Annotated in this window: 23 protein-coding genes and 1 other annotated feature; of the genes, 17 read left to right on the top strand and 6 right to left on the bottom strand. The window is 36.3% G+C overall.

Going from position 1 to position 26,867, the window contains the following annotated elements:
* Positions 1-358: 358 nt before the first annotated feature.
* The 5 genes from IGJ63_RS11490 to IGJ63_RS11470 all read left to right on the top strand — a co-directional run bounded on the left by IGJ63_RS11490 (position 359) and on the right by IGJ63_RS11470 (position 5,382).
* A complete protein-coding gene (locus IGJ63_RS11490; RefSeq protein ID WP_438746500.1) occupies positions 359-1,837 on the top strand; it encodes a helix-turn-helix domain-containing protein in 1,479 nt (492 codons plus the stop codon).
* A gap of 640 nt (positions 1,838-2,477) precedes the next feature.
* Positions 2,478-3,155 (top strand): WxL domain-containing protein, encoded by a 678-nt coding sequence (locus tag IGJ63_RS11485; RefSeq protein ID WP_438746497.1) that lies wholly within the window; start codon positions 2,478-2,480, stop codon positions 3,153-3,155.
* An 89-nt stretch (positions 3,156-3,244) separates the two neighbouring features.
* Entirely contained in the window at positions 3,245-3,556 is a 312-nt protein-coding gene (locus IGJ63_RS11480) for an LPXTG cell wall anchor domain-containing protein (protein WP_438746495.1), read from the top strand.
* Positions 3,556-4,560, top strand: coding sequence for a DUF916 and DUF3324 domain-containing protein (locus tag IGJ63_RS11475; protein WP_438746494.1), 1,005 nt, complete (start codon positions 3,556-3,558; stop codon positions 4,558-4,560). Before IGJ63_RS11480 ends, IGJ63_RS11475 begins: the two co-directional genes overlap by 1 nt.
* Positions 4,561-4,575: 15 nt before the next feature.
* The gene (locus tag IGJ63_RS11470) at positions 4,576-5,382 is read left to right on the top strand and encodes a bacterial Ig-like domain-containing protein (protein ID WP_438746492.1); all 807 of its coding nucleotides are present in this window, start codon (positions 4,576-4,578) and stop codon (positions 5,380-5,382) included.
* Positions 5,383-5,416: 34 nt separating this feature from the next.
* On the opposite strand, the gene IGJ63_RS11465 is transcribed toward IGJ63_RS11470, so the two are convergent.
* Positions 5,417-6,573 (bottom strand): IS3 family transposase gene (locus IGJ63_RS11465; protein WP_438746138.1). Its coding sequence is split into 2 segments (ribosomal slippage): positions 5,417-6,315 and positions 6,315-6,573, totalling 1,158 coding nucleotides; the frame shifts between segments, so codons are not numbered across the junction.
* A 55-nt stretch (positions 6,574-6,628) separates the two neighbouring features.
* Between IGJ63_RS11465 and IGJ63_RS11460 the strand changes: the two genes are divergently transcribed.
* The 5 genes from IGJ63_RS11460 to IGJ63_RS11440 all read left to right on the top strand — a co-directional run bounded on the left by IGJ63_RS11460 (position 6,629) and on the right by IGJ63_RS11440 (position 13,189).
* Positions 6,629-7,513, top strand: a complete 885-nt coding sequence (locus tag IGJ63_RS11460) for a tyrosine-type recombinase/integrase (RefSeq protein WP_438746490.1) — start codon at positions 6,629-6,631, stop codon at positions 7,511-7,513.
* A 91-nt stretch (positions 7,514-7,604) separates the two neighbouring features.
* On the top strand, positions 7,605-8,819 hold the full coding sequence (thiI, locus tag IGJ63_RS11455) for a tRNA uracil 4-sulfurtransferase ThiI (RefSeq protein ID WP_002359156.1): 1,215 nt from the start codon (positions 7,605-7,607) through the stop codon (positions 8,817-8,819).
* 129 nt (positions 8,820-8,948) lie between these two features.
* Positions 8,949-9,596, top strand: a complete 648-nt coding sequence (locus IGJ63_RS11450; RefSeq protein WP_002365189.1) for a redox-sensing transcriptional repressor Rex — start codon at positions 8,949-8,951, stop codon at positions 9,594-9,596.
* 63 nt (positions 9,597-9,659) lie between these two features.
* Positions 9,660-10,148: a thiol peroxidase gene (tpx, locus tag IGJ63_RS11445; protein ID WP_002355111.1), complete on the top strand. Its 489-nt coding sequence runs from the start codon at positions 9,660-9,662 to the stop codon at positions 10,146-10,148.
* Positions 10,149-10,197: 49 nt separating this feature from the next.
* Positions 10,198-10,443 (top strand) — a binding site (T-box leader).
* Between the two features lie 103 nt (positions 10,444-10,546).
* Positions 10,547-13,189 carry a valine--tRNA ligase gene (locus tag IGJ63_RS11440; RefSeq protein ID WP_016627222.1) on the top strand — a complete coding sequence of 881 codons (2,643 nt, stop codon included), beginning with the start codon at positions 10,547-10,549 and terminating at the stop codon, positions 13,187-13,189.
* Between the two features lie 46 nt (positions 13,190-13,235).
* Here IGJ63_RS11440 and IGJ63_RS11435 read toward each other — a convergent pair whose 3' ends face one another.
* Positions 13,236-13,835, bottom strand: coding sequence for a TVP38/TMEM64 family protein (locus tag IGJ63_RS11435; protein WP_002355114.1), 600 nt, complete (start codon positions 13,833-13,835; stop codon positions 13,236-13,238).
* On the bottom strand, positions 13,828-16,392 hold the full coding sequence (locus IGJ63_RS11430; RefSeq protein WP_010823194.1) for a YfhO family protein: 2,565 nt from the start codon (positions 16,390-16,392) through the stop codon (positions 13,828-13,830). Before IGJ63_RS11430 ends, IGJ63_RS11435 begins: the two co-directional genes overlap by 8 nt.
* Before the next feature lie 248 nt (positions 16,393-16,640).
* Here IGJ63_RS11430 and IGJ63_RS11425 point away from each other — a divergent pair, with 248 nt between their 5' ends.
* The 4 genes from IGJ63_RS11425 (at position 16,641) to IGJ63_RS11410 (ending at position 19,713) form a co-directional block, all read left to right on the top strand.
* Complete coding sequence (locus tag IGJ63_RS11425; protein ID WP_002355117.1) at positions 16,641-17,963, top strand: bifunctional folylpolyglutamate synthase/dihydrofolate synthase; 1,323 nt, start codon at positions 16,641-16,643, stop codon at positions 17,961-17,963.
* Positions 17,947-18,606 (top strand): HAD family hydrolase, encoded by a 660-nt coding sequence (locus IGJ63_RS11420; RefSeq protein ID WP_438746487.1) that lies wholly within the window; start codon positions 17,947-17,949, stop codon positions 18,604-18,606. The genes IGJ63_RS11425 and IGJ63_RS11420 overlap by 17 nt, the downstream gene beginning before the upstream one ends.
* Before the next feature lie 54 nt (positions 18,607-18,660).
* Positions 18,661-19,359 (top strand): RadC family protein, encoded by a 699-nt coding sequence (gene radC, locus IGJ63_RS11415; RefSeq protein WP_002365188.1) that lies wholly within the window; start codon positions 18,661-18,663, stop codon positions 19,357-19,359.
* 153 nt (positions 19,360-19,512) lie between these two features.
* Positions 19,513-19,713 carry a cold-shock protein gene (locus IGJ63_RS11410; RefSeq protein ID WP_002355121.1) on the top strand — a complete coding sequence of 67 codons (201 nt, stop codon included), beginning with the start codon at positions 19,513-19,515 and terminating at the stop codon, positions 19,711-19,713.
* A 105-nt stretch (positions 19,714-19,818) separates the two neighbouring features.
* Here IGJ63_RS11410 and rnjA read toward each other — a convergent pair whose 3' ends face one another.
* From rnjA to IGJ63_RS11395, 3 genes are all read right to left on the bottom strand, one after another.
* Positions 19,819-21,504, bottom strand: a complete 1,686-nt coding sequence (gene rnjA, locus IGJ63_RS11405) for a ribonuclease J1 (RefSeq protein WP_002355122.1) — start codon at positions 21,502-21,504, stop codon at positions 19,819-19,821.
* A gap of 1 nt (position 21,505) precedes the next feature.
* Positions 21,506-21,718 (bottom strand): DNA-directed RNA polymerase subunit epsilon, encoded by a 213-nt coding sequence (locus IGJ63_RS11400; protein ID WP_002355123.1) that lies wholly within the window; start codon positions 21,716-21,718, stop codon positions 21,506-21,508.
* A gap of 305 nt (positions 21,719-22,023) precedes the next feature.
* Positions 22,024-22,410 (bottom strand): YbaN family protein, encoded by a 387-nt coding sequence (locus IGJ63_RS11395; RefSeq protein ID WP_002355126.1) that lies wholly within the window; start codon positions 22,408-22,410, stop codon positions 22,024-22,026.
* 228 nt (positions 22,411-22,638) lie between these two features.
* Here IGJ63_RS11395 and efrA point away from each other — a divergent pair, with 228 nt between their 5' ends.
* From efrA to IGJ63_RS11380, 3 genes are all read left to right on the top strand, one after another.
* A complete protein-coding gene (gene efrA / locus IGJ63_RS11390; protein WP_010818536.1) occupies positions 22,639-24,366 on the top strand; it encodes a multidrug efflux ABC transporter subunit EfrA in 1,728 nt (575 codons plus the stop codon).
* On the top strand, positions 24,363-26,132 hold the full coding sequence (efrB, locus tag IGJ63_RS11385; protein ID WP_010823192.1) for a multidrug efflux ABC transporter subunit EfrB: 1,770 nt from the start codon (positions 24,363-24,365) through the stop codon (positions 26,130-26,132). Before efrA ends, efrB begins: the two co-directional genes overlap by 4 nt.
* A gap of 242 nt (positions 26,133-26,374) precedes the next feature.
* Positions 26,375-26,866, top strand: a complete 492-nt coding sequence (locus IGJ63_RS11380) for a gamma carbonic anhydrase family protein (protein ID WP_284955345.1) — start codon at positions 26,375-26,377, stop codon at positions 26,864-26,866.
* Position 26,867: the final 1 nt, after the last annotated feature.

Raw genomic sequence — 26,867 nt, 5'->3', positions numbered from 1 at the left:
CTGTATAGGAGCAGAATAAAATACAAAAAATACTTCCGTAATTAAGAATGTTTCATTTAATTTATCAAAGAATATTGCCTGTAAATCATCCGTACACGATTGAACAAACATACACCTTGAATGTTTGTTCAATCGTGTATTTTTAGTATGTATAATATTAGGATGTATTAAATATCTTACAAAATTGATAGATGTTTAAATATTTTTATCTATTGTATTAGGACTACGCTTCAAGTATAGTGGTTGATGTTCTAAAATTTTGTTGATTTCCTACTTCGTATTTGAGTCCTATCTTTATTGGAATCTTATTTTTGGTATATACAACTCAAAATATAGATGATAAGAAGGAGGAATTTATATGAAACTAGATAAATTAAAAAATCTTGTATTAAGCCAAACACAATTAAAGAGCTTGGTTGTAGTTTATAATCTGTATCCTAGAGGCAAACAAATGAATGAGCTAGAAAATCTCTGCCAAGTTTCTAAAAATGAATTAAAGAGAGTCCTAAAAGTATTGGATGAAGAAGTCAAAAGCCTTCACTTCTTTGATAAGGTTAACAATATAATAGTAGTTAAAGATAAGTTTGTCTCATTTAATTCTGAAATAAATGAAGCAACTTATACAATGTTGCTTATGCAGTTAAGAAAAAAATATTTACTTTCTTCAAGTGTTTACAAAGCATTGCTATTCGTATTAGAACAACGCTATTTTTGTTTGCAAGAATTAGCTGATCACTTGTTCTATAGTGATTCTTATACGTATAAAATAATAAAAAGATTGAAAAATTTTTTCTATTACTTAGAAACAGATTTAAAATTAGTGAAAGTTAATAAATCTGATCTTTATATTGAGGGGCGTGAATCTTCTAAAATAATTTTTCACTATTTATTAGTCATGTTAGTTTCCCATGGAAATGATTGGGTATTTCAAGACAGTGAAAAAGAAGCGCTGTTATCTTACCAACCCCCAAAAATTTTAGATAGCTTAGAGTTACTCAGCGACTGTAATAGAGATAAAATTTTGAATATTTTAGCAATCTATAAAATAACCTCTCACGTTAAGGACCCTTTACTTTGCCTATCTAAAAATATTATTGAAATAGGTGAACTGATGGATAACGATGGTGAATTTCCATTTTATATAAATCAAACTGTCGACGTATTCAATGATGATCGAAACATTCATTTCTTATTTATGGTTCATTATTTCATACAAGAATTACGTGATAGAAGTCAGAAAATTCTAGTTGGAAAGAATTATACGACACTTGAAGAAAATGAAATCATACAAACGTGTATGTATTTTCTAGAGGATATCAAACAAAACTTTTCGATATCTCAAGATTGTTACTATGAACTGCTATATACGTTATGTAAAAGGTTAGTTATTGTTCATCATTTAGGGTTGCACCAGTTTATGTTTGAGAGACATACTGTAGAATTTAAAGGTGTTGTTGATAGGCGTGTTGAAGTATTATTTGATAAATATTTTTATGGTTATCAAAATGAAAGGTCATACGCAAAATTAAAATATAGCCTAATTCCTTTAGTCACTAGTTATGTGAAGTTAGCTGTGGAACAGCCTCTAAAAATATACGTTGAATTCCAACATCATTCAGAAGACAGAATGATTGTTGTGAATGCATTAAAACACAGATATAGTACAAAAATTTTAGAAATAGTAGAAAGGTATGAATTGGCAGATATTATTATTTCTGATACCCCTTCGACCTCTTTTAAAGAAAAAACTTATTTTTTAATTCGTCATGCTTTAGATCCACATACTTGGTGTTCTTCCATCGTTGAATATGTTAACAGTATTTTAAATACTAAATAAATTTAAGCGAAACCTCAATTAATAAAATTTGAGGTTTTTTTTGTGTATCAATATACAGCTGAACCTTACTAGTTATCACAGAAGACTAGTCTTTCGACTTAGACTATCAGACAGGTTTTTATCCAAAAAGTAACAAAACTAAAAAAAACACGATAAGACTTTGGCGGAAAAAGATGCTATTTTTACGTGGGGTATCAGTATACACATAATCATCTATTTATTCAGGCAACTGTTTGATAAAGGATAAAGATTCATATACCAAGTGGATAATAAGTCAACACTATGATTTTAGATAGTTACTAGCATTAAATACTGTATCTCATAAGGATAAATAGGTGTATACCAAACATATATGTCTGGTGTGTAAGCACAAAATATTACTATATCCATAGTAGATGTATAAGAAAATTCTCCCTATTTTTATTTTGAAGCAAGAACAGACTGACATATGTGTTTGGTTATCTTATTAAAGTAAAGGAGGAAATACAGTAAATTACACACGAAAAAGTCATTATGTGTAGGGAACAGCTATGCTATGACAGACAAGTTATTTTGAGGATAATTCTTGTCCATACAAAGAAAGAGTGGAAACTAGCTAGATTTTTTAACAGACAAACAAAACAGGAGGAGAAATATACGTATGAAAAAACTATTTTTAGGAACCAGTTTAGTTATTACTTCGCTTTTCGTTAGTGCTCAAATCACACACGCGGAAATGAAAAGTGAAGCAGAATCAAAAAGTACAGTAAAGACAGTTGTAGGTGAAACTACTGAACCGACGCCTCCAGTAGATCCCACTGATCCGGAAAAGCCAAATCCAGACCCAGAAGTACCTGGTACAGGAAATACTGGACCTCTTACAATTGATCATGTTTCTAGCATTGATTTCGGAGAACAGGAAATTAAAGAGAAAGAAGCTATTTATAATGCGAAGACAGAACATCCTTATGTACAGGTAACTGACCGGCGAGGCACTGGAGCTGGTTGGACACTAAAAGCATCTATTGATGAATTTAACAATGAAGATAAGACAAAAATATTAAAAGGAGCAGAACTCTCTTTAAAAAACGGTAGCATTAAATCAACAAATGGAAATGTATCTGAAAAACCTCTAGGATATGATGTCAACTTGAACAAAGACATGCAAGTAATTATGCAAGCGGGAACAGATCAAGGCATGGGGACCTGGCTAGATGTATTTTCTGGAACAAAAGATGATAATGCGAATGTACAATTAAAAGTACCAGCTGGTTCAGCGAAAGCTAAACAAAACTATTCAAGCGTTATCCGTTGGGAATTAACCGATGCACCAGCTTAATAAAATAGGTTCTCTAAAGCTGATAACTAGTTATTAGCTTTAGAGAGTAAATTACATACATCATATAGATTAGTTAGAGGTGAATAAATATGAAAAAGTTAGTTGTGCTCTTAGTTATATTAAGTGGATTTTTAATCAAAGAGGACGGATACGCTTCTAATACACAACAAAAATCAAATGCTGAAAGTCAAGTCACAATTACATTTGTAGAAAGCTCAGAGAAGCAAGAACAGGTGGAAAGAAAAGATTCTCAGAATATGGGGTTAGATAAAAATTCAAAAACGCTTTTGCCTAGTACAGGTTCAAAAATGAGTGGGCTATTATTCACATTGGGTATTTTAGCATTTTTTCTAAGTGCTACTATTCTATCGATACTAAGAGCTAATAGGAGGAATAACTAATGAAAAAAATCATCTATTCACTCTGTATCATTTGTTTTATCACAATACTATCGGCTGATAGAGCCTGTGCAGCGGACATGGCGTATAGTGTCAAGGCGAACTTACCAGAAAATCAGCGAAACAACGAACATACGTATTTTGATTTATTCATGAAACCTAAACAAAAGCAAACAATCAGCATTATCTTTGAAAATCATTCGGAAAATCCAATTGAATTAGAAGTGAATTATCACACAGCACAAACGAATGACAATGGTGTCGTTGATTATAAAGGAACAAAAGAAAGAAAAGATAATAGTTTAGCCTACGATTTAAAAGAAATTATCACAGGTGACCAAATCATAAAGCTGAATAGTAAAGAAAAAAAAGAAATACCTTATACTATCACAATGCCTGAAAAAATTTTTGAAGGAGTTCTTTTAGGTGGGTTCCATATTCATAAGAAGGACAAAGAAGCTTCTACGAATCAGAAAGTTCAAATAAAAAATGACTATTCCTATGTTATCGGGTTACAGCTGACAGAAACAGAGAAAAAAGTAACACCAGAATTAAAACTAAACACTGTTGAGCCTGGTTTAAACAATTATCGAACAACATTGTTTGCGAATCTTCAAAATACTACTGCAACAATGATTACAGATATGACTGTTACCGCTGAAGTCTATAAAGAAAATAATGCGGAAGTCCTTCGCAAAACTGTCAAAAAAAATCAATCAATGGCTCCAAATTCAAACTATGACTTTCCAATTTCATGGGATAATCAAGCATTTCAACCAGGTAAATATAGATTGAAATTAAACGCAGTTGATAAGGTAGGGCACAAGTGGTCATTTAATAAAGAATTTGAGATAAAAGATAATGTAAAAAAATATAATGAAGACGCAGTCAATATAAAAGATTCAACTAATAAAAATAATTATATAGTGTGTATTTTAGCGCTCATGCTTATTTTAACTGTAGGGGTTATTATCTACTTACTGTTAAAAATAATAAAGAAAAAGTGAGGTAGAACTATTCATATGAAAAAAAAGTTTATACTACTTCTATTTGTACTGATTTTCTCTATTAAACAAGAAGAGGTGGTTTTTTCGGAAACCAAAACCATATCTACTCAAGCAGAAATGATAGAACCTTATGGCGATACAGTTGGTCAAATGGATATAATAAATCCTTATTATATCGAGGAAGGAGAGTCTTTTAACTACGAAAAGGTTATTTTAAAAGCAGTAGATAACAAGGGTTACGACATTCCTATTTCTGAAATTGAATGGGCATGGATGAATGATCCCCTTGACACAAGCCAAAAGGGCAATAGTGCACTAGTTAAATTTCATTGGAAAAAAGACAAGAATCCTATTCAGTTCTATGTTTCAGATATTAGAGTTGCACATGATTTAGTCTTGGAAACAAAAGATACTACAATATACCAAGGAGTAATATGGAATCCACAGAATAACTTTGTGAAAGCATATGATGAAGATGCAAAGCCTGTTTATTGGTTTGATAGTCGAATTAAGACTAATAATGCATCCATTAATACAAACAGACCCGGTGTCTACTATCAAATATATACTTTGAAAGGACAAAATAAAGAAGTGTTCTCTTCATTTACAGTAACGGTGAAAGAAGACAAAACAAAAGCAGAATTAAAAGACACAAAATTATACGTAGGTAAGAAATGGGACTTAGGAAGTGTCTTTGAGAATGTAGTAGACAAAGATGGGAATCCCATTAAACCAGAAGAAATAAAACACGTTTGGATAGATGGTCAAGAAACAAGAGAAATAGATACCAGTAAGCCGTATAAGCATATTGTACATGGATAGATGTCAATAAAGTAGACACAAAAAGAGAAGATACTTAAAGACATTCAAAGTAAAGAGCCTCCTTTTCATTTGGTGTAAGCATATCTAATGTTCCGTGAGGACGTTTGGTGTTATAGAATCCTTCAATGTAAGCGAAACAAGCCAAACGTACTTCTTCGATTGAATGGAATGAACGGCGATTTAATTCTTCTTTTTTCATATATTTAAAAAAAGCTTCGGTAACGGCGTTATCCCACGGATAACCTGGTTTTGAAAGAGAATGGACAATCGGATGATGCTCTATAAACTTTCTAAATTCAAAAGAGGTATATTGAGACCCTTGATCTGTATGAAAAAGAACAGGATTCATTAATTTTCGAGAATGAAGTGCTTTTTCTAATGTTTGAATGGCTAGTTTTGTATCAATCGTTGATCCTACGGTCCAAGCAATTACTTTTCTAGAAAACAAATCTAAAACGACACACAAATACGCAAATGTTTTCTTCCCGATGGGGATATAAGAAAAATCACTTGTCCAAACTTGATTTGGTGCAGGTGGATTGAACGCTTGGTTTAGATGATTTGGCCGTGTCAAAGAAACCTTGTTTTTCCTTTTTTTGAAAACAGGCTTTACTGTAGACATTTTTGGGAGGTCCATTGCTTTCATCAAGCGATAAACACGACCAATACTAATCGAAATGCCATAATCACGCAAAAGAATCTGGCGGATTTTTGCAGCGCCAAGACGTTTTTGAGAAGAAGTATAAATTTCTAAAATCACTTTTCTTAGGTGTTGATTTTCTTTTGTTCTTGGGGCTACTTTTCCAGAAAAGCGTTTGTAATAAGTGGAACGATTGACTTTGAGTACACGACAGAGTGTAACAATACTGTGTTCATATCGAAGAATGTGTATGGCTTTTAATCGTTCGTCAAGCGAGGCGTGAATATGGCAATCGCTTTTTTTAGGATTAAATTTTCCTCCTCGAGTTGCGCATTTCGTTTTTGTAGCTGTTTGATTTGACGGGCCGTAAGGATCGTGTCATCGTCAATTTTTACTTCGGAATATTGTTTGACCCAACGAGCAATTGAAGAAAGAGCAATGCCGTACTCCTTAGCTAAAGCATTTTGAGTTTTACCACTTTCGTGAAGTTTCACAATGGATTTTTTAAACTCTTCATCAAATTTACGTGGTGATTTTCTGTTGTTTCCCATATTAAAAAGTCCTTTCAAAATTTGTGTCTATTTATTTAAGAGTATACCAAAAAATGTGTCCACTTTATTAGGATACATGCACAATACAGGTATAATTGAAAATCATTTATCTATCTTTAATGAGGTACAGATAAATGCTATTGAAACGGTTGATTTACAAAAATTGATTAATTATTTATCTGGTGAGTATAAAACTAAAACAGGTGAAAGTTTATCTCCAGAGTATATTAATTTGATCATTTGTAATATTCAATCCGTATTTGAGCGAGCTTTTATTTTTGGGTTTATTGATGAAGATATATCAAAAAAAGTAAGTAGAGTTCGTGTTGAAGAGAAAGAAGTTAACATTTGGACTATAGATGATATGCAAAAAGTAATGCTGCTTAGTGATGAAAGCGATAGTTTATTGTTCTTTAAAAAAATGTTTTTTAGATTTTTATTCATGACAGGTCTTCGGCTAGGTGAAGCCTTAGCTTTGAATTGGGAAGATGTTGATTTTGACAGTAAAGTTGTTTATATTAATAAGACGATGCTTGTTAAAAATAAAAGAGAGTTTAGAACTACAACGCCAAAAACAAAAAGTAGTATTAGAACCGTATCTCTTGACGATGAAACGCTACGGCTTTTTGAAATATGGAGAGAACAGCAATCTCCTTTAAAAATAAACCTTATATTTTCTATAGATGGTGGAACATTGGCTAAGTCTACAACGCATGGCTGGCTTAAAAAAATTTGTGACTTAGCAGATGTGCCAGTGATTAAGATACACGCTTTAAGACATTCTCATGCTTCTATGTTAATTGCCCTTAAGGAAGATTCACTGGTTATTAAGGAAAGATTGGGTCATAGTCGTATAACAACTACTTTAGAAAAATATGGGCACCTTTATAATGGAAGAATGAATGATGTTTCTAAGAAATTAACTGATTTAAAAATTTAGAATAGTAATTGTTAGCTTTATTGTTAGCAAATATAATGAAAACTAATTGTAAGCTTTGTTTTAAAGCGATTTAGAAAGGGATTAATAGAAAGTGAAATATACAGAAATTATGGTTCGCTATGGCGAATTATCAACTAAAGGAAAAAATCGTAAAACGTTTATCATGCAGTTAGCACAAAATGTGAAACGTGCGTTAGCTGATTTTCCAGCATTGAAAATCCATGCAGATCGAGATAGAATGCATATTTTATTAAATGGGGAAGATAGTGAAGAAGTGATTCCGAAACTAAGTAAAGTGTTTGGAATTCAAAATTTTTCGCCAAGTATTCGTATTGAAAAAGAAATGCCAGCGATTCGTGCAATGGTTCAAGAGGTTGTTCGGGAAGTTTATACGCCAGGTAAGACGTTTAAAATTACTGCTAAACGTTCGGACCATTCATTTGAACTTGATTCAAATGGCTTGAATCAAGAATTAGGTGGGGCAGTTATTGAAGCCATTCCGGAAATTCAAGTACAAATGAAAAAGCCTGATATTAACTTAAGAATTGAAATTCGTAAAGATGCGGCGTATTTATCTTATGAAACGATTCGCGGTGCGGGTGGATTACCAGTGGGCACCAGTGGTCGTGGTATGTTGATGTTGTCAGGAGGCATTGATTCACCAGTTGCAGGTTATTTAGCTATGAAACGTGGCGTGGAAGTGGAAGCTGTCCATTTTGCTAGTCCACCTTATACAAGTGAACAAGCGTTACAAAAGGCTAAAGATTTAGCTGAAAAATTAGTCCCTTATGTAGGAACTATTCAATTTATTGAAGTGCCCTTTACAGAAATTCAAGAAGAAATAAAACGAGTTGTTCCCCAAGGCTACTTAATGACCATTACACGACGTTTAATGTTACGCTTAACAGATGCAATTCGTGAAATGCGGAAAGGTTTAGTCATTATTAATGGTGAATCGTTAGGACAAGTGGCTTCGCAAACACTTCAAAGTATGGTAGCAATTAATGAGGTTACCTCAACACCGATAATTCGACCCGTTGTTTCAATGGATAAGACAGAAATTATCGAAATTGCCGAAAAAATTGACACGTTTGAATTAGCCATCCAACCCTTCGAAGATTGCTGTACAATTTTTGCGCCACCGCAACCGAAAACACGACCTCGCTTGGATAAAGCGCAAGATTATGAAGCGCGCTTAGACTTGGAAGGTTTAATGGCTCGGGCCTTAGAAGGACTCAAAATTACAGAGATTTCAGCAGAAACAGCGAAAGATAAACAAGAAGACGAATTTGCAGATTTCCTATAAGAAATAAATACAGTGACGGTCGCTTAGACGTCACTGTATTTATTTTGTACTTATTTCACAAACAAGTTGCTCGGAGAGGGGAACCGTGATAAACTGAATATGTGAAGTAGGTAACAAGGAGGACAGAGGATGGAGAAAAAAATGCCTAAAGCAACGGCAAAACGTTTGCCGGTTTATTTACGTTATTTAAAAATGTTAGGGGATTCTGGTGTTAAACGCATTAAATCACGAGAGTTTAGTGAAATGATCCAGATTCCTTCTGCAACGATTCGGCGTGATTTTTCCCACGTTGGTGAACTGGGCCGAAGCGGTTATGGTTACGATGTGCCGTATTTAATTGAGGTATTTAGTAATATTTTAAATACGCAAGAAGAAAAAAGAATTGCTCTGATTGGTTGTGGCAATTTAGGCAAGGCATTATTAAAAAATAATTTTAGACGCAACGAGAATTTGAATATTGTCTGTGCTTTTGATAATGATTCGGCTTTAGTTGGCACCACGATTAATGGATTATTAGTTCATGATATGTCTGAGTTAGAAGCATTCGTTCGACAAGAAGGGGTCACGGTAGCCATTTCTACAGTACCAAGTCACCATGCCCAAAAAGCCATCGACAAAATTGTACAAGCGGGTGTGACTGCGATTTTAAATTTTGCGCCAGACCGTGTCAGTGTGCCAGCCAACGTTAGTGTGCAGTATATTGATTTAACAACGGAACTGCAAACACTAATTTATTTTAATGAAACTTTTTCACTAGCAAATAGCCCAAAGCAATAAAATTGTCTTCATAAAAATCCTCTACTATACTTATTATTGAAAGTGGAAAAGGAGGATTTCAGAATGAATGTTACAAGAAAAGGGCACGTATTAGAATTGACAGGTGAACAGCCTAAAGTTGGCACAAAAGCCCCCGTCTTTTCTTTGAAAAATTTAAACAACCAAGAAATCAACTTGGCAGATTATAAAGGTAAAACGGTTTTAATTAGTGTGGTTCCTGATATCGACACACGTGTTTGTTCACTGCAAACGAAACGTTTCAATCAAGAAGCGGCGAAATTAGACGGTGTTCAGATTATCACGATTTCCAATAACACAGTTGAAGAACAAGCAAATTGGTGTGCCGCTGAGGGTGTCGAAATGGAAATGCTTCATGATACTGAAGACTCATTTGGTGCAGCTTATGGTTTGTATATTCCAGAAATGGGCCGTTTAGCACGTGCTATTTTTGTGATTGACCCAGAAGGAACGTTAGTTTATGAAGAAATCGTCTCAGAAGTTTCGTCGGAACCCGATTATCAACAAGCGTTAGAAGCTGCAAAAAAAGTGTAATCCCTCTAGATTACAAATTGACTTTGCTTGCGCTTCATTGTAGAATGAAGCAAAGACAGCGAACAAGAGGAGTATCATTGGCGTCGTTTTAGAGAAAAAGTCGTTCAGGTGCAAGACTTTTACACAACCAGTGAGAAGGTAGCTTGTGAGTCAATGGTTTGAACACAGTCACAGTACGTTAGTAGAACGATTCGTTTCGTGAACGTTATCTCACGAATGAGTGGCATTTGAATGAATTCAATTCAAATGCAATTTAGGTGGTACCGCGTAAATAAGATGAATCTACGCCCTAAAATACGAAAGTATTTTAGGGCGTATTTTAGTGTTTAGCCCAAAAAAACTCATTTGTAAAATAATTACCGCTCCAAATCGCGTATTTTAAGAAAGAAGGGGAAAAAATGTCAGAAGAAAAAAACTTACCAACGAAATATCAACCGACAGAAATCGAAGCTGGCCGTTATCAAAAATGGCTAGATCAAGATTTATTTAAACCAAGTGGCGACAAAAAAGCGAAGCCCTATTCAATTGTTATTCCACCACCTAATGTAACAGGGAAGCTACACTTAGGGCATGCTTGGGATACAACATTACAAGATATGATTATCCGCCAAAAAAGAATGCAAGGCTTTGATACGTTATGGCTGCCAGGAATGGACCATGCCGGAATTGCCACACAAGCAAAAGTAGAAGAGAAACTAGCACAACAAGGAATTTCACGTTACGACTTAGGTCGTGAAAAATTTGTTGATCAAGTGTGGGAATGGAAAGAAGAATATGCTTCTCACATTCGTGAACAGTGGGCAAAAATGGGCCTTTCTTTAGATTACAGCCGTGAACGTTTTACTTTAGATGAAGGGCTATCTGAGGCCGTTCGTAAAGTGTTTGTCTCTCTTTACGAGAAAGATTTGATTTACCGTGGTGAATATATCATTAACTGGGATCCGAAAGCGAAAACAGCATTGTCTGATATCGAAGTAATCCATAAAGATATTGAAGGAGCTTTTTACCATATGAGCTACCCATTATCAGATGGTTCTGGCGTTGTTGAAATTGCGACAACGCGTCCTGAAACAATGTTGGGAGATACGGCGATTGCGGTCCATCCAGAAGATGAACGGTATCAGGAACTTATTGGTAAGACAGTTGTCTTGCCATTAGTCGATAAAGAAATTCCAATTATTGCAGATGACTATGTAGATATGGAATTTGGAACAGGGGTTGTAAAAATAACACCTGCCCATGATCCAAATGACTTTGAAGTCGGTAATCGTCATGACTTACCTCGAGTAAATGTTATGAACGAAGACGGTACGATGAATGAACTGGCTGGAAAATATGAAGGAATGGATCGTTTTGCTGCACGTAAAGCGATTGTCTCTGACTTGAAAGAATTAGGTCGCTTAATTAAGATCGAAACAATGAATCACAGCGTGGGCCATTCAGAACGAACAGGCGTTGTCGTGGAACCTCGTTTATCGACCCAATGGTTTGTAAAAATGGGACCATTAGCTGAAAAAGCAATAGAAAATCAAAAAACAGAAGACGCTGTTGAATTTTATCCACCACGCTTCAATCAAACATTTTTACGTTGGATGGAAAATGTACATGACTGGGTTATTTCGCGACAATTATGGTGGGGCCATCAAATTCCTGCTTGGTATCACAAAGAAACGGGCGAGATGTATGTTGGGATGGAAGCGCCAGCCGACAGTGAAAATTGGGTTCAAGATAGTGACGTCTTAGATACATGGTTTAGTTCTGCTTTATGGCCATTTTCAACGATGGGTTGGCCAGATGAAGCAAGCGAAGATTATCAACGTTACTTCCCAACAAGCACATTAGTTACTGGCTATGATATTATTGCCTTTTGGGTAAGTCGTATGATTTTCCAAAGCTTAGAGTTTACAGGCGAACGTCCCTTCCAAAATGTCTTAATTCACGGCTTAATTCGTGATGAGCAAGGACGCAAAATGAGTAAATCATTGGGGAATGGGATTGACCCAATGGATGTCATCGAAAAATATGGCGCAGATGCGTTACGTTGGTTCTTATCAAATGGTTCAGCACCTGGTCAAGATGTTCGTTTTAGTTATGAAAAAATGGATGCTTCTTGGAACTTTATCAATAAGATTTGGAATGCAAGTCGTTTCGTTATCATGAATGTAGAAGGTATGACTGCTGCAGATATTGACTTTAGTGGTGAAAAGACTGTCGCTGATCGTTGGATTTTAACGCGCTTAAACGAAACAGTCGCCCGTGTCACAGAATTATTTGATCGTTTTGAATTCGGTGAAGCAGGTCGCCAATTATACAACTTCATCTGGGATGATTTCTGTGATTGGTATATTGAAATGAGTAAAGAAATTCTTTACGGAGACAATGAAGCAGCTAAACAAACAACACGGAGCATCTTGGTGTACACATTGGATCAAATCTTACGCTTATTGCATCCAATTATGCCGTTTGTAACAGAAGAAATTTGGGAAAAAATTCCGCATCAAGGTGAGTCATTGGTTGTGGCAGAGTACCCAGTTGTTCATGAAGAATTTAACGATGAAGCAGCAGCTCGAGGAATGGAAGTTCTGAAAGAAGTTATTCGTTCGGTTCGGAATATTCGAGCAGAAGTGAATACACCACTTTCTAAACCAATTACTTTGTTAATTAAAACAAACGATACAGAAGTAGAAGAATTTTTAACAGCTAATACTAGCTACTTGGAACGCTTCTGTAACCCAGAGGAATTAGTCATCAGTCGTGAAATAGAAGCACCAGAATTAGCCATGTCCGCTGTTTTAACAGGCGCAGAACTATTCCTACCATTAGCTGGGTTGATTAATATCGAGGAAGAAATTGCTCGGTTAGAAAAAGAATTAGACAAATGGACAAAAGAAGTCAAACGTGTGCAAGGCAAACTTTCAAATGAACGTTTTGTGTCAAATGCACCAGATGAGGTCGTGGAAGCAGAACGTGCAAAAGAAAAAGACTACCTTGAAAAACAAGAGGCTGTCAAAGAACGGATTGCCCAATTACGTTCAATCTAAAAAAGAAAAGACAACAAAACCAAACGTTGGTTTTGTTGTCTTTTTGTTATAATTTGCCAAATAATTGAAACAAATACAACATTAAGTAGCTGTAAGTAGCCACAGACCAGAATTTCAATAAAAGAACAATTTTCATGAATTCTTTTAAAGAAATATCTGTAATTCCCGCCACTAAACAAACAATATCATCTGGAGCGAAGGGGACTAACATAGTAAAGATTAAGAGCTTTTTGACATTGTGTTCATTTTTGTCTAAAATCTCTTCAAATTTTTTGTATTTATTGGGTGAAAGGATTATTTTTACAAAGCTACGTCCATAGTAACGAACCAGTAAAAAGCCAATAAACTCACCAATAATCAATCCAAGATAGCTATACAAAAGGCCTTGCAAATTGCCAAACATCAACATTCCTGCAACAGAAGAGATTCCTCCAGGTAGAATAGGAATAATCACTTGGACGATTTGTAAAAGAATGAAACACAGAACCGCATAGTTACCAAACTGTTTAATAAAAGCTTGCAAGGAAGCAACAGAATGAAAAATTCCTCTGGAATATCCCCATAGAATTAAGCCGAAGAAAAGCACCAGTCCAACTAGGGGTAACCACCGAATGAGTCCATTTAAAAATTTTTTCTGATTAGTCATGAGTGGCCTCCTGACGTTTTCGACGGTATTTTTTAAACCCAAGATAACCAGCCGTTCCCAGTAAAATCGTTCCGCTGACGGCAGTGCCGAGATAAATCATTCTTGGATGATAGGCAAAGGTTAACTGCTGTTTGCCAGCTGGGACTTCAACAGCTAAAAAGCCACCTAGAATGCGTTGTGTTTTTAAGGGTTCTTTTTGTAGCGACGATTTGACTTGCCAATCTTGGTCATAAGGAATGGACGTATACAGTAACTGAGTGTCATTTCCAGGTACATTCAGTGCGCCATTTAAATGGCCTTTTTTAGTTGCATTCACGTGAAGAGCTTGTTGGCGTAATTTGTCAACCGCACGATTAAAGGCTGTTTGGTCTAAAGTTTGAAGTTGCCAATTGGTTAAATCAACCACTTGTTCAGCAGTTAGTGACAGGGTCACGGTAGTTCCTTTTTCAAAATGCCCTAAATTGAACAGTTGATTGGTTGCAATATAAATCGGCGTCGAGATAACTTGTTGGTTTACCTTCAATTGTGTAACTTTTTTCCATTTTAAATTCGGAATATAAAGATGCAAGTCACCAGTGCTATTCACTTTAAAGGTTGCTTCAATTGTTTCGTTGGTATGATGAGGTTCATTTATCAACGAAGCTGTTTTAAAGTAAGGTTTATCCGTCGGCACGAGCGTTTGCAGGAGTTCTTCTTGGGCATCTAAAGGATTATTTTTTGCTAATTTTAACTTGGTTAATGCGGTTGGCGCCAAAAAGCCCATACCAATCGCTTCATCATTTTCCATGATTTTCGTGGAACCAACTGTTTTTAGCAATTTTTCACTCGTAGGTTTTTCAATTGGTAAAAAGTCATATTTCACATTTAAAAGTAAATTGGTTAGTTGTGAATTATCCACATAGGCAATCCGGCGATCATTTTTTCGATATAAACCTAGCGCACTTAATGTGTCTTGGGTAGTGGCAGTTAAAGTCGAAGTATAGCTAGAAACGCCAGCATAGCCATAAAGTAAAGGATTATTGTAGCCGTTATTGATTTCACGGAACCCTGTTTCTTTGGAAGGAATGACTTGTTTCATGCGATAAAGTTCTGGTGCTGAGGCCATTTTTTCATCGATTAATTGGCTGTGTTTTCGGTAATCTTGGGCAAATGTTGCTTGGCTACCAAAGGGCATATGTTTAAAAGAAATCCAGAAATTCGTTGTTAATTCTGTGCTGACCAGTAAGAATAAAGCCACGACTACATAGTTTCTTAAGGCCTTTTTGTGTGCTAAACGCAAGCAAAAGAAAATCAACCAAATAAAAAGTAAACTTAGCCATAAATAATTGATCGAAATTAAGAGATTTTTTTGTGGACCATAATACAAAGATCCGTAGCCAATGACTAACAGCAGACTAAAAATAATAGGTGCGGTCCAAGGAATGGTCACTTTTTTAAGCCAAACTTCATAGGCAAAGACAATCAATAAAAAGCTAAAGATAAAGACATTTCGGTAAGGGAACCCAGCTGGGCTTTGAAACATGTGCCAGACAGTGTTAAAGGCTTCTAACCAAAAGCTTAAAAAGAGAATGAATAAAAGAATTGCTGAAGCTATTCTTTCTTTTAACGCAATTTGTTTCGTTTGAAAATAGGCAACACAGAGGAGTGTCACAAATAATCCAGCAAAAACGGTTGGTAAATGGTCTAAACGCAACTCATAATTAATAGAACCTAAGCCTAATTGCGAGAAGAACGAAGTGTTGAACTTAGGCGTTAAAAAGAACGTCGAGACATCAAAATCTGCTTTTTTTGTATAGAGCATTCCTTCTGCTGCAGGTAATAATAAAAAGCTAGTTGCGGTTCCTGTTAAAAAAGAAACGAGGATGAATAACGGACTTTGTTTAAAAAATTGCCGAATAGCATGGGCTTGGGTATTCTTTTTAAAGAACCAATAGATACTGTACAAAACAGCAAAGAGACAAATCATATAACCCATGTAGTAATTCGTCACAATCGCTAAAAACAGGGTTATACTGTATAAGCCCCATTTGCGTTGATCCCATAAACGTTGGAGTCCCAATATGATAAGCGGGAATAGAATCAGTGCATCCAACCACATAAAGTTTTGGCTATAGACGGTGACAAAGCCACAGAAACTATAGGACGTTGAAAAAAGTAACGTGGTGCCATCAACTTTTTGATAGGTGTATTTTAAATAGCTAAACATCGTAGTGCCCATCAAGGCAAGTTTTAAGGTAATAATCCATAAAATTGCTATAGGTAATTGTTCATAAGGAAAAAAGAAAGCCAACACATTAAAAGGGCTCAGTAAGTAATAGGCTGCCAAAGGAACAATCGATTCACCAATCTCATTGGAAAAAGAGTAGAATGTAGTTATTCCCTCGTGAAAAGAGCGTTTTAAAAAACTCAAGAAAGGCATGTATTGTGTGCCTAAATCACTAACTAATAAGTTGTTGTCACCAAAAGGCGCAAGTTGTAATGTCATCCATACAAGCAACAGAAGTAAAAACGGCAAGAAAAAACTTCCTAACCATAAAAGCTTCGATTTGTTTTTCATCAAAATAAGTCCACCTTTATAAAAAAATCATGAATAAGCGTGTTGAACGCTCTAAAAATAGTTTTTAATTGGCTGGCTGGAATGAACCATCCAGAATGTTAGTTTACCATAAGTTCATTAATGTATCCGCTAATAACGCAAAATTATGAAAAATGCAAAAAGTTTTCAAGAAAAAGTTTCAATTGGTTATTAGTGAAAAAGTCACCTAACTTAGTTATAATGTAGAAGAAGACAAGGAGTTGGACAAGATGCAATTAACAATAGAAGAAGCCATTGAATGGATTCATAGCCGGTTACCCTTTGGTTCAAGACCTGGTTTGGATCGGATTAATGCGTTATTAGAAAAAATTGATCATCCAGAAAACAAAGTGCCAACGATTCATATCGCAGGAACCAATGGTAAAGGCTCAACCGTGACATATTTACGCTGTCTATTAGAAGAAATGGGCTTGAAAGTCGGAACCTTTACCTCTCCTTATATTGAATCATTTAATGAAAGAATTGCGATAAATGGTCAACCAATTTCAGACGAACAATTGATTACCTATGTGGAAAAGTATCAACCAATCATTAAAGAATTAGACCAAATCACTGAAGTGGCTGGAATTACAGAATTCGAAACATTGACAGGAATGGCCTTGGACTATTTCGTGAATGAACAAGTGGATATCGCCGTTGTTGAAGTTGGCTTAGGTGGATTACTTGATAGCACCAATGTCGTGAAGCCATTATTGACGGGAATTACGACAATTGGGAAGGATCACACAGAAATTTTAGGTGAAACAATTGCTGAAATTGCCTATCAAAAAGCGGGTATTATTAAAGAAAAAGTCCCAGTAGTAACAGGCAACATTTGTGCTGATGCGCTAGCAGTCATTGAAAAAGTCGCACAAGAAAAACAGAGTCCAATTTTTCGTTTTGGCAAAGAGTATCAAGTGGAATATCTACATCCTGATACACAATGGGGGGAAGTATTTAATTTCTATGGAGAAATGGGCAAACTGACAAAGATTAAAGTTCCCTTGTTGGGGCGTCACCAAGTAGAAAACGCGGCGGTAGCTATTCAATTATTTGACAAGTATTGCCAACTACAACATTTGCCGTTTAAAGAACGAGACATTACTCAAGGGTTAGCTAAAGCGCAATGGCCAGCTCGAATGGAACGTCTTAGTGATGAACCGTTGATTGTTTTAGATGGTGCCCACAATGATCATGCAGTAAAACGCTTAGTTGAAAACTTGCGCAAAGAGTTTCCACAACACACGATTCATATTTTATTTTCAGCTTTAGCAACTAAAGATGTGGATGAGATGATTCAGGACTTAAAGCAAGTACCGAATGCGCATCTTTACTTAACTAGCTTTGATTACCCTAAAGCTATTGCACTTACAGAAATGGAAAAATATGAAGACGATTTAACAGAAATTGTGTCTTTATGGCAATTTGGCTTAGGCGAAATTTTAGAAAAAATGTCGACAGATGATTTATTATTAGTAACAGGTTCATTATATTTTGTTTCTCAAGTAAGAGAATTACTTTTAACTATAGGAGGAAATGATGAAGAAATTTGATGGCGTAATTTTTGATATGGATGGGTTGCTTTTTGATACGGAGTTGATTTACTATACATCTACTCAAAAAGTAGCAGATGCAATGGGGTTACCATATAGTAAAGAAGTCTATTTAGACTATGTTGGGATTTCCGATGAAGAAGTACAAGAGAATTACCGACGTATTTATGCATCCTATGGTCACGACACAGTGGAAGAATTTATCCGCCGTTCTTATGATGATACCCTGCAAGAGTTTCGATCTGGTAACGTCCCTTTAAAACCAGGGGTGGTGGAATTCCTCGACTTTTTAGATGATCAAAAAATTCCTCGATTAGTTGCTTCAAGTAACGTCCGTCCAGCAATTGAAATGTTATTAAGCCATGCTGGGATTCAGGATCGTTTTGTAGGGATCGTTTCAGCAGAGGATGTTAAACGAGCAAAACCGGACCCAGAAATTTTTCAAAAAGCTCGTCAACTTTTAGGAACAGAAGCCCCGAAAACCTTGATTTTCGAAGACTCATTTCATGGGGTAAGTGCGGCTCATAGTGCGGGCATTCCAGTGATCATGGTACCTGATTTATTGCAACCAACTAAAGTTATCCAAGAGAAAACATTACATGTCTTGGAGAGTTTACATCAAGCGCCACATTATTTAAAATAATAAAAACAATACTCCTTTGCGTAGTTTATTAATGACTAGCAAAGGAGGTTTTTTATGCAAGTATCGGATCTGTTTATTCGTGAGATGCCGAGTGATTGTTTACCACGAGAACGGCTCTTAGCGATAGGAGAAAAAGCATTATCGAATCAAGAGTTGTTGGCGATTCTGTTACGTACTGGCTCAAAAGAAGCAGACGTGATGACTGTTGCCGCAACGCTGTTAAAACAGTTTAAGCAACTTTCTTATTTGCAGCAAGCCACGTTGAACGAGTTAATGGCTATTAAAGGCATTGGCCAAGTGAAAGCCATTGAATTACGTGCGGCTATTGAATTGGGGTGTCGAATTTATCAAAGTAGTCAAATCAAATTTGGCAAAGTTACGTCCAGTCAACAAGTCGCTCAACGATTACTCCAAGAGATGAAGGGGCTGCAACAAGAACATTTAATTTGTATTTACTTGAATACCAAGAATGACATTATCCAACAGAAAACGATTTTCAAAGGTTCACTGAATCAAAGTATTGCTCATCCACGCGAAATTTTTCGGGAAGCGGTTAAATATTCTTCTGCTCGCATACTATTAGCTCATAATCATCCATCTGGCAATCCGACACCGTCTCCACAAGATATTCAATTTACCAAACGAATGGAAGAATGTGGCGAAATGATGGGGATTCAATTGTTGGATCATATTATTGTTGGTGATAGCGGATACATTAGTTTGAGAGAAGAGAATTTTTTTGCTTCAGAATGAGGACAATTCTTGCAAAAATATTTTATCACGTGTAAAATGAAAGGGTAATCTTGTTTGGAATTATGTAGACTTTTTAAATTTTTTTAAATATTCTATTGGAAGCGAGCAAAGTTACGACTATTTATGTGCAAATGCACGAGGAGGAACAAAAGAATGGAACAAGGAACAGTAAAATGGTTTAACGCAGAAAAAGGTTTTGGGTTTATCTCACGCGAAGACGGAAGCGACGTATTCGTACACTTCTCAGCTATCCAAGGTGATGGTTTCAAAACTTTAGAAGAAGGTCAAGCAGTGACTTTTGATGTTGAAGATTCAGACCGTGGCCCTCAAGCAGTTAACGTAGAAAAAAACTAATAAAAAATAATCCAAAAACACCTAACGCATGTTAGGTGTTTTTTTGTTAGAAAAAATAGAGAAGAAAAATGGACAAACATTTTTCTTCTCTATTAAATGAGAGCTTTATTGATCACTAACTGTGGCAGTCATAATCATTGGCAGAATCATTGGATGACGTTCTGTTTGTTCAAACAAGAAAGGCTGTAAAGCGGTCGTCATGGCTTCGCCTAATTTTGCTTCGGTACAGTTTTTATCTTTCATTGCTTCACGTAGAGCATTGAATAAAAGACGTTGGCCTTCATGAATCATATCACCAGACTCACGCATGTAGACAAAACCACGGGAAAGAATGTCTGGACCAGCCATAATTTCTTTATTTTTAATATCAACCGTTGCTACCGCTAAAACTAAACCTTCTTCAGATAAGATACGACGATCCCGTAAAACAACATTCCCGATATCGCCGACACCATTTCCATCAACGTACACGTCATTAGCATTGAAGTGACCAGCAGGACGTGCGCTATCAGCCGTTAAAGCTAAGACATCGCCGTTGCCCATGATAAAGCAATTTTCTTCAGGAACCCCTGTATCTTGAGCGAGCGAAGCATGGATTTTTAACATTCTAAATTCACCATGAACAGGCATGAAATATTTAGGCTTCATCAAGCGAAGCATTAATTTTTGCTCTTCTTGTCCACCGTGACCAGAAGTATGGATATTATTGATTTTTCCGTGGATAACTTCTGCACCGGCTTCAGATAATAAGTTGATTAAACGGTTAACGCTTGTCGTATTCCCAGGAATTGGTGAACTTGAGAAAACAACCGTATCGCCTGGTTGAATACTAATTTGGCGATGTGTACCGTTAGCAATCCGACTAAGCGCGGCCATAGGTTCTCCTTGAGAGCCAGTACATAAAATCATTGTTTCATTTGCTGGCAATTGGTTCAGTTCCGCTGCATCGACAAACGTTCCTTTTGGCACTTTGATGTAGCCTAAGCGTTCGCCATTGACAATGGCATTTTCCATGCTACGACCAAAAACAGCAATTTTGCGACCGGTTTTCACAGCTGCATCAGCAGCTTGTTGTAAACGGAAAATGTTTGAAGCGAAACTGGCAAAGATAATCCGACCATCAATTTTTTCAAAGATTTTTAAAATAGAGGTCCCGATTGTTTTTTCGGATTTTGTAAAGGTGGGTATTTCAGCATTGGTACTGTCTGAAAGAAGACAAAGGACGCCTTCTTCACCTAATTTCGCCATTCTGTGTAAGTTGGCTGGCTCACCAACGGGTGTAAAGTCAAACTTAAAGTCACCTGTTGCGACAATGTTACCAGAAGGCGTTTTAACCACAACGCCCAAGGCATCAGGAATACTGTGAGTCGTCCGGAAAAAGCTAATCGCTGTTTTTCTAAAACGAATCACCGTATCTTCATTAATTTCGTGTAATTCCGCTTCTCGCAATAAACCATGTTCATCTAGTTTGTTGGTAATTAAAGCCAAGGCTAGTGGTCCCGCATAGATTGGGATATTCGCTTGACGTAAAAGATAAGGAACGCCACCAATATGGTCTTCGTGACCGTGGGTAATAACGAGTGCTTTGACTTTATGCAAATTTTGAACGATGTAGCTATAATCTGGAATCACGTAGTCAATCCCAAGTAAATCATCTTCTGGGAATTTGATCCCAGCATCAATAATGATAATTTCATCTTGGAATTGTACCCCATATGTGTTTTTTCCAATTTCGCCTAAACCACCGATTGCAAAAACGCCAGTTTCGTTATTTTTTATGTTTACTTTCATGTTAAAACTCCGTTAGAGTGAAGTCCGCATGTTCTTGCTCGTAAGCAAGATGTTTTTCGTCTAATAATTGAACGTATTCAATATTGTATGGGGTATTTTCTTCAACTAATTGGCGCACGATTACATCGCTATCGGCTTCCATGTAAAGAGATTTTGTGTCTTCTCTTTTTGGGTTTCTGATTTTTGTTTCTTGATAGTATACTTTGTAAATCATCGATTCATTTCTCCTTCAGCTACTAATAGTAGCAATTTATAGTTTTTTTCATTTTAAGACAGAAAATTAAACACAACAAAACGAGGTGCTGATCACCTAAAAAAGAATGCTCATCAAAAACATCTGTTAATGATGAAATGAAGCCTCGACTTTGCTTCATTCTGGGTATTTGATTTTATGTGTTCTTTTTTCAAACGTCCCGTGTGTTGTGAATAACAACAATTAAGCTTATTTTATCATAGAATGATAAGGAAGTATAGAAACACTCACTGGACTTTTAAAAAAAACAAACTTCTTGTTTCGCCTTATTCTTGATCAAGTTCGAGTGCCTTTTTTTTAGGACGCCAATACCAACTTAAGCCAATCACGTGGGCTAAATAAACAATCGCTAAAGTCGTAGTCATCAACGTATTTCGGACAATTAAACACGGAATGGCAAATAAAAGAAACATGGAAATAAATAGTTTCCATTTGCCTTTACGAGTAATTTTTTTCTCAAAGAAGGCTTCTTGGATATATTTTTGATAATAAGAAGAAGCTAAAAATTTGTTATAAAGTTTATCTGAACTACGCATCCAAAAAAAGGCCGTTAATAAATAAAAACCAGTGGTGGGTAAAAGCGGCAAAAAGATTCCTAACGTGCCTAAAGCAAACGTACAGGAACCGAGAAAAATGAAGAATAATTTTTTCATTCAAAGGGTCCTTTCAGTTTTTCCCAATTATGGCACAATCAAAAGGAAGTAGCAATTTTAATCGTATAAGTAAATCATTAAAATTATCTATTTTTTAGAAAATCTAAAAGGGAAAGGATAGAAAGAGAAAGGCTGTTTTTTCTAGCCAGACAGCTTGTATTACCGATTTCTTTTTGATACAGTGGGAGTACTAGAAAATTTAAAGTAAGATAAGAAGGAGATGATTAATTGAAGTTAATGTGGCGTTACACAATGCGTTATAAGAAATTACTTTTTGCTGATTTTATTTGTGTGTTTGGTTTTATTTTGATTGAATTAGGCTTGCCGACCATTTTAGCGCGAATGATTGACAAAGGAATTATTCCTAGAGATATGGACTATATTTATCAGCAAGGGATTTGGATGGTTGTAATTACGATTATTGGTGTCGCAATGAATATTTTGCTGGGGTACTTTGGTGCCAGAATTACAACAAACATTGTTCGTGATATTCGTGATGATTTATTTGAAAAGATTCAAACTTTCTCACACAGTGAATATGAAAGTATTGGGGTTTCTTCCTTAATTACGCGAACTACCAATGATGCATACCAAATTATGCTCTTCATGGGAAATATTTTACGTCTTGGCTTTATGACGCCAGTGATGTTTATTGCCAGTCTTTACATGGTGATGCGAACGAGTCCGTCGTTAGGAATGTACGTTTTAGGTGCCTTGCCTTTTCTGCTGCTAGCAGTTGTCGGAATTGCTCGTTTGTCAGAACCGTTATCTAAAAAGCAACAAAAGAACTTAGATGGAATCAATGGGATTTTAAGAGAAAATCTTTCTGGATTGCGGGTAATACGTGCATTTGTTAATGAAAAATTTGAAGAATCTCGTTTTAATAAAGTCAATGAAACTTACACTAAAAGTTCAAAAAGCCTGTTTCGTTTAATGGCAGCAGCCCAACCAGGGTTCTTTTTCTTATTTAATATTGTAATGGTCTTAATCATTTGGAGCGGGACTGTTCAAATCAGCCATGGGGATTTAGAAGTTGGGAATTTAATTGCTTTTATTGAATATATTTTCCATGCGCTGTTCTCGTTTATGTTATTTGCCAGTGTCTTTATGATGTATCCACGGGCTGCGGTTTCGGCTTCACGGATTCAAGAAGCCTTAGACATGGAACCAGCTATTCGTGAAGAAGAAGGCGTAACAGAAACAGCTACTAAAGGCTATCTAGAGTTTAAAAATGTAACCTTTGCCTATCCTGGACATGCGGAAAGCCCAGTAATTCGCAATGTAAGTTTTAAGGCGTCACCTGGTGAAACAGTGGCCTTTATTGGGAGCACAGGTAGTGGGAAATCAACATTAATTCAATTGATTCCACGGTTTTATGATGTATCAGAAGGTGAAATTTTAATCGATGGAGTGAACGTAAAAGAGTACCAACTTAGTGCATTACGCAATAAGATTGGCTATATTCCACAAAAAGCGTTACTTTTTACTGGTACAATTGCTGATAACCTTCGCTACGGTAAGGAAGATGCGACGTTAGAAGAAATGGAACGAGCAATTGACATTGCTCAAGCCACAGAATTTGTTTCACAAAAACCGCAAGGCTATGATGAACCTCTTTCAGAAGGTGGCACGAACTTTTCTGGTGGTCAAAAACAACGTTTAGCTATCGCACGGGCGATTATTCGCAATCCGGAAATTTATATATTTGATGATAGTTTTTCTGCGTTAGATTATCAAACAGATGCAAATTTACGAGCGCGTCTGAAAAAAGAAACAACAGAATCCACTGTTTTAATTGTGGCACAACGTGTTGGAACAATTATGCATGCGGACCGCATTGTTGTTTTAAACGAAGGCGACGTAGTCGGAATTGGCACACATCGTGAATTACTTGAGACTTGTCCAATTTACTATGATATTGCGGCTTCTCAATTGTCAGAGGAGGAATTAGCATGAAACACGCCTTTTCTTCTATGAAACGAATCGGTCGCTATATTAAACCGTACCGAGTGACGTTTTATTTAGTTATTTTATTTACAATATTAACCGTTGCCTTTAATGCAGCGTTGCCTTATTTGACTGGATTACCAACGACAGAAATTAGCCGTAATATTGCGGCTGGCGAATCCATTAATTTTGATTATGTAATCCAATGTTTAATTTGGATTTTAGTTGTGGGAACAGGTTATTGTGTGGCACAATTTTTGTCAGGCTTTTTAATGACGAATGTCGTTCAACAATCCATGCGCGATTTACGTCGCGATATTGAAGAAAAAATCAATCGTTTGCCAGTTTCTTATTTTGATAAGAACCAACAAGGAAATATTTTGTCACGGGTGACGAACGATGTGGATGCTGTCAGCAATGCGATGCAACAAAGTTTTATCAATATTGTTTCAGCAGTCTTAGGTATTGTGATGGCGGTAGTGATGATGTTCTTAATCAATCCGCTGATGGCGATTTTTTCAGTGATTATGATTCCGTTGTCTCTGATTATTTCCAGAACAATTGTTAAAATCTCCCAGAAATATTTCCAAGGAATGCAAAATTCTTTAGGAGACTTAAATGGTTATGTTCAAGAAAATATGACTGGGTTCAGTGTCTTAAAACTATATGGTCGGGAAAAAGAAACCCTTGAAGGCTTTAAACAAGTCAATCATCGTTTAAATGGTTTTGGTTTCAAAGCATCCTTTATCTCAGGATTAATGTTGCCATTGGTTCAAATGACCGCTTATGGGACCTATATCGGGGTAGCTGTCCTTGGTAGTTACTATGTGGTTGCTGGTGTGATCGTAGTGGGGCAGTTACAAGCGTTTATTCAATATATTTGGCAAATTAGCCAACCAATGGGGAATATTACGCAGTTGTCTGCAGCTTTACAAAGCGCTTCAGCTTCGACCATACGGATTTTTGAAATCCTAGATGAGCCAGAAGAAGAACTTAACGAACAAGATGTTCCTTTACCAGAACCTATTTTAGGCTCTGTTGAATTTGAAAATGTCAGCTTTAGTTATGACCCAGAAAAACCGTTAATTCGTAATTTGAACTTTAAAGTTGATGCGGGCCAAATGGTTGCGATTGTGGGACCAACTGGCGCTGGGAAAACAACCTTAATCAACTTACTGATGCGTTTTTATGATGTAACAGAAGGCGCCATTAAAATTGATGGCATTGACACGAAAAAAATGAACCGTAGTGATGTCCGATCTGTATTTGGAATGGTATTGCAAGATGCTTGGTTGTATAAAGGTACCATTGCAGATAACATTCGTTTTGGGAAGTTAGATGCCACGGATTATGAAGTTGTCGATGCAGCGAAAACGGCCAATGTGGATCACTTCATTCGGACAATGCCAGACGGGTATGAAATGGAAATCAATTCTGAGGGAGATAACGTTTCCCTTGGTCAAAAACAATTGTTGACCATTGCCCGAGCGGTAATTTCTGATCCGAAAATTTTGATTTTAGATGAGGCGACTAGTTCAGTCGATACACGCTTGGAAGCCTTAATTCAAAAAGCAATGGATCGTGTTATGGAAGGACGAACGAGTTTCGTTATTGCCCACCGCCTATCAACTATTCGTGAAGCTGATTTAATTCTTGTTATGAAACAAGGAGAAATCATTGAAAAAGGTACGCATCATGAGTTGCTGGAACAAGGTGGCTTCTATGAAAAACTATACAATAGTCAATTTGCTGAAGAAGGCGACTATGAGGAATAAAAAGAGGTCGGGACAGAAGCGTTTAACTCCGAGAAATAAGAAGGAATTTCCGAAAATTGTTCTGTAATTTTTGGAGAATTCCGGCTTATTTCCGAAGGAGTTGCTTTTGTTCCCGCCGTTTATCAGTTTTTGAGCGTGGAGCAAAAATCCAAAGTGATTTTTGTCCCACGCTCTTTTCTTGTCTTTTTTACTATGAAAGTGAGGAATTCTTGTCTATACTTAATGAAAAGAGGTGACAGCGTTTGAAAAAAGAATATTTTATTGCTGCTAGTGCAGATGTCTATGGAAACGTACAACTAGCAAAGGATAGTAATATTTGGTTTCAGTCGGTCTTAAGAGGTGACAGTAACACAATTACCATTGGTGAAGGTAGTAATATTCAAGATGGCACGATTATTCATGTTGATGAAGATGCCCCGACAATTGTAGGCAAGTATGTAACGGTGGGCCATCAATGCATGTTACACGGTTGTAAAATCGGTGATGGTGCTTTGATTGGCATGGGTTCAACGATTCTAAATAACGCTATTATTGGAGAAAACAGCCTGATTGGTGCGGGCTCTTTAGTGACAGAAGGCAAAATTATCCCGCCAAATGTTTTAGCATTTGGTCGACCCGCGAAGGTTATCCGTCCGTTAACGGCAGCAGAAATAGCCAGTAATCATATGAACGCCTTACATTATGTTCAACGAGCAGAAGAATTTCGCCAACATAAATACCCGAAACTAACATAGA

The organism is Enterococcus sp. DIV1375a (genome assembly GCF_051712205.1).
GTDB classification, from domain to species: Bacteria; Bacillota; Bacilli; order Lactobacillales; family Enterococcaceae; genus Enterococcus; species Enterococcus faecalis.
This window is presented reverse-complemented; position numbering and strand designations above follow the sequence as displayed.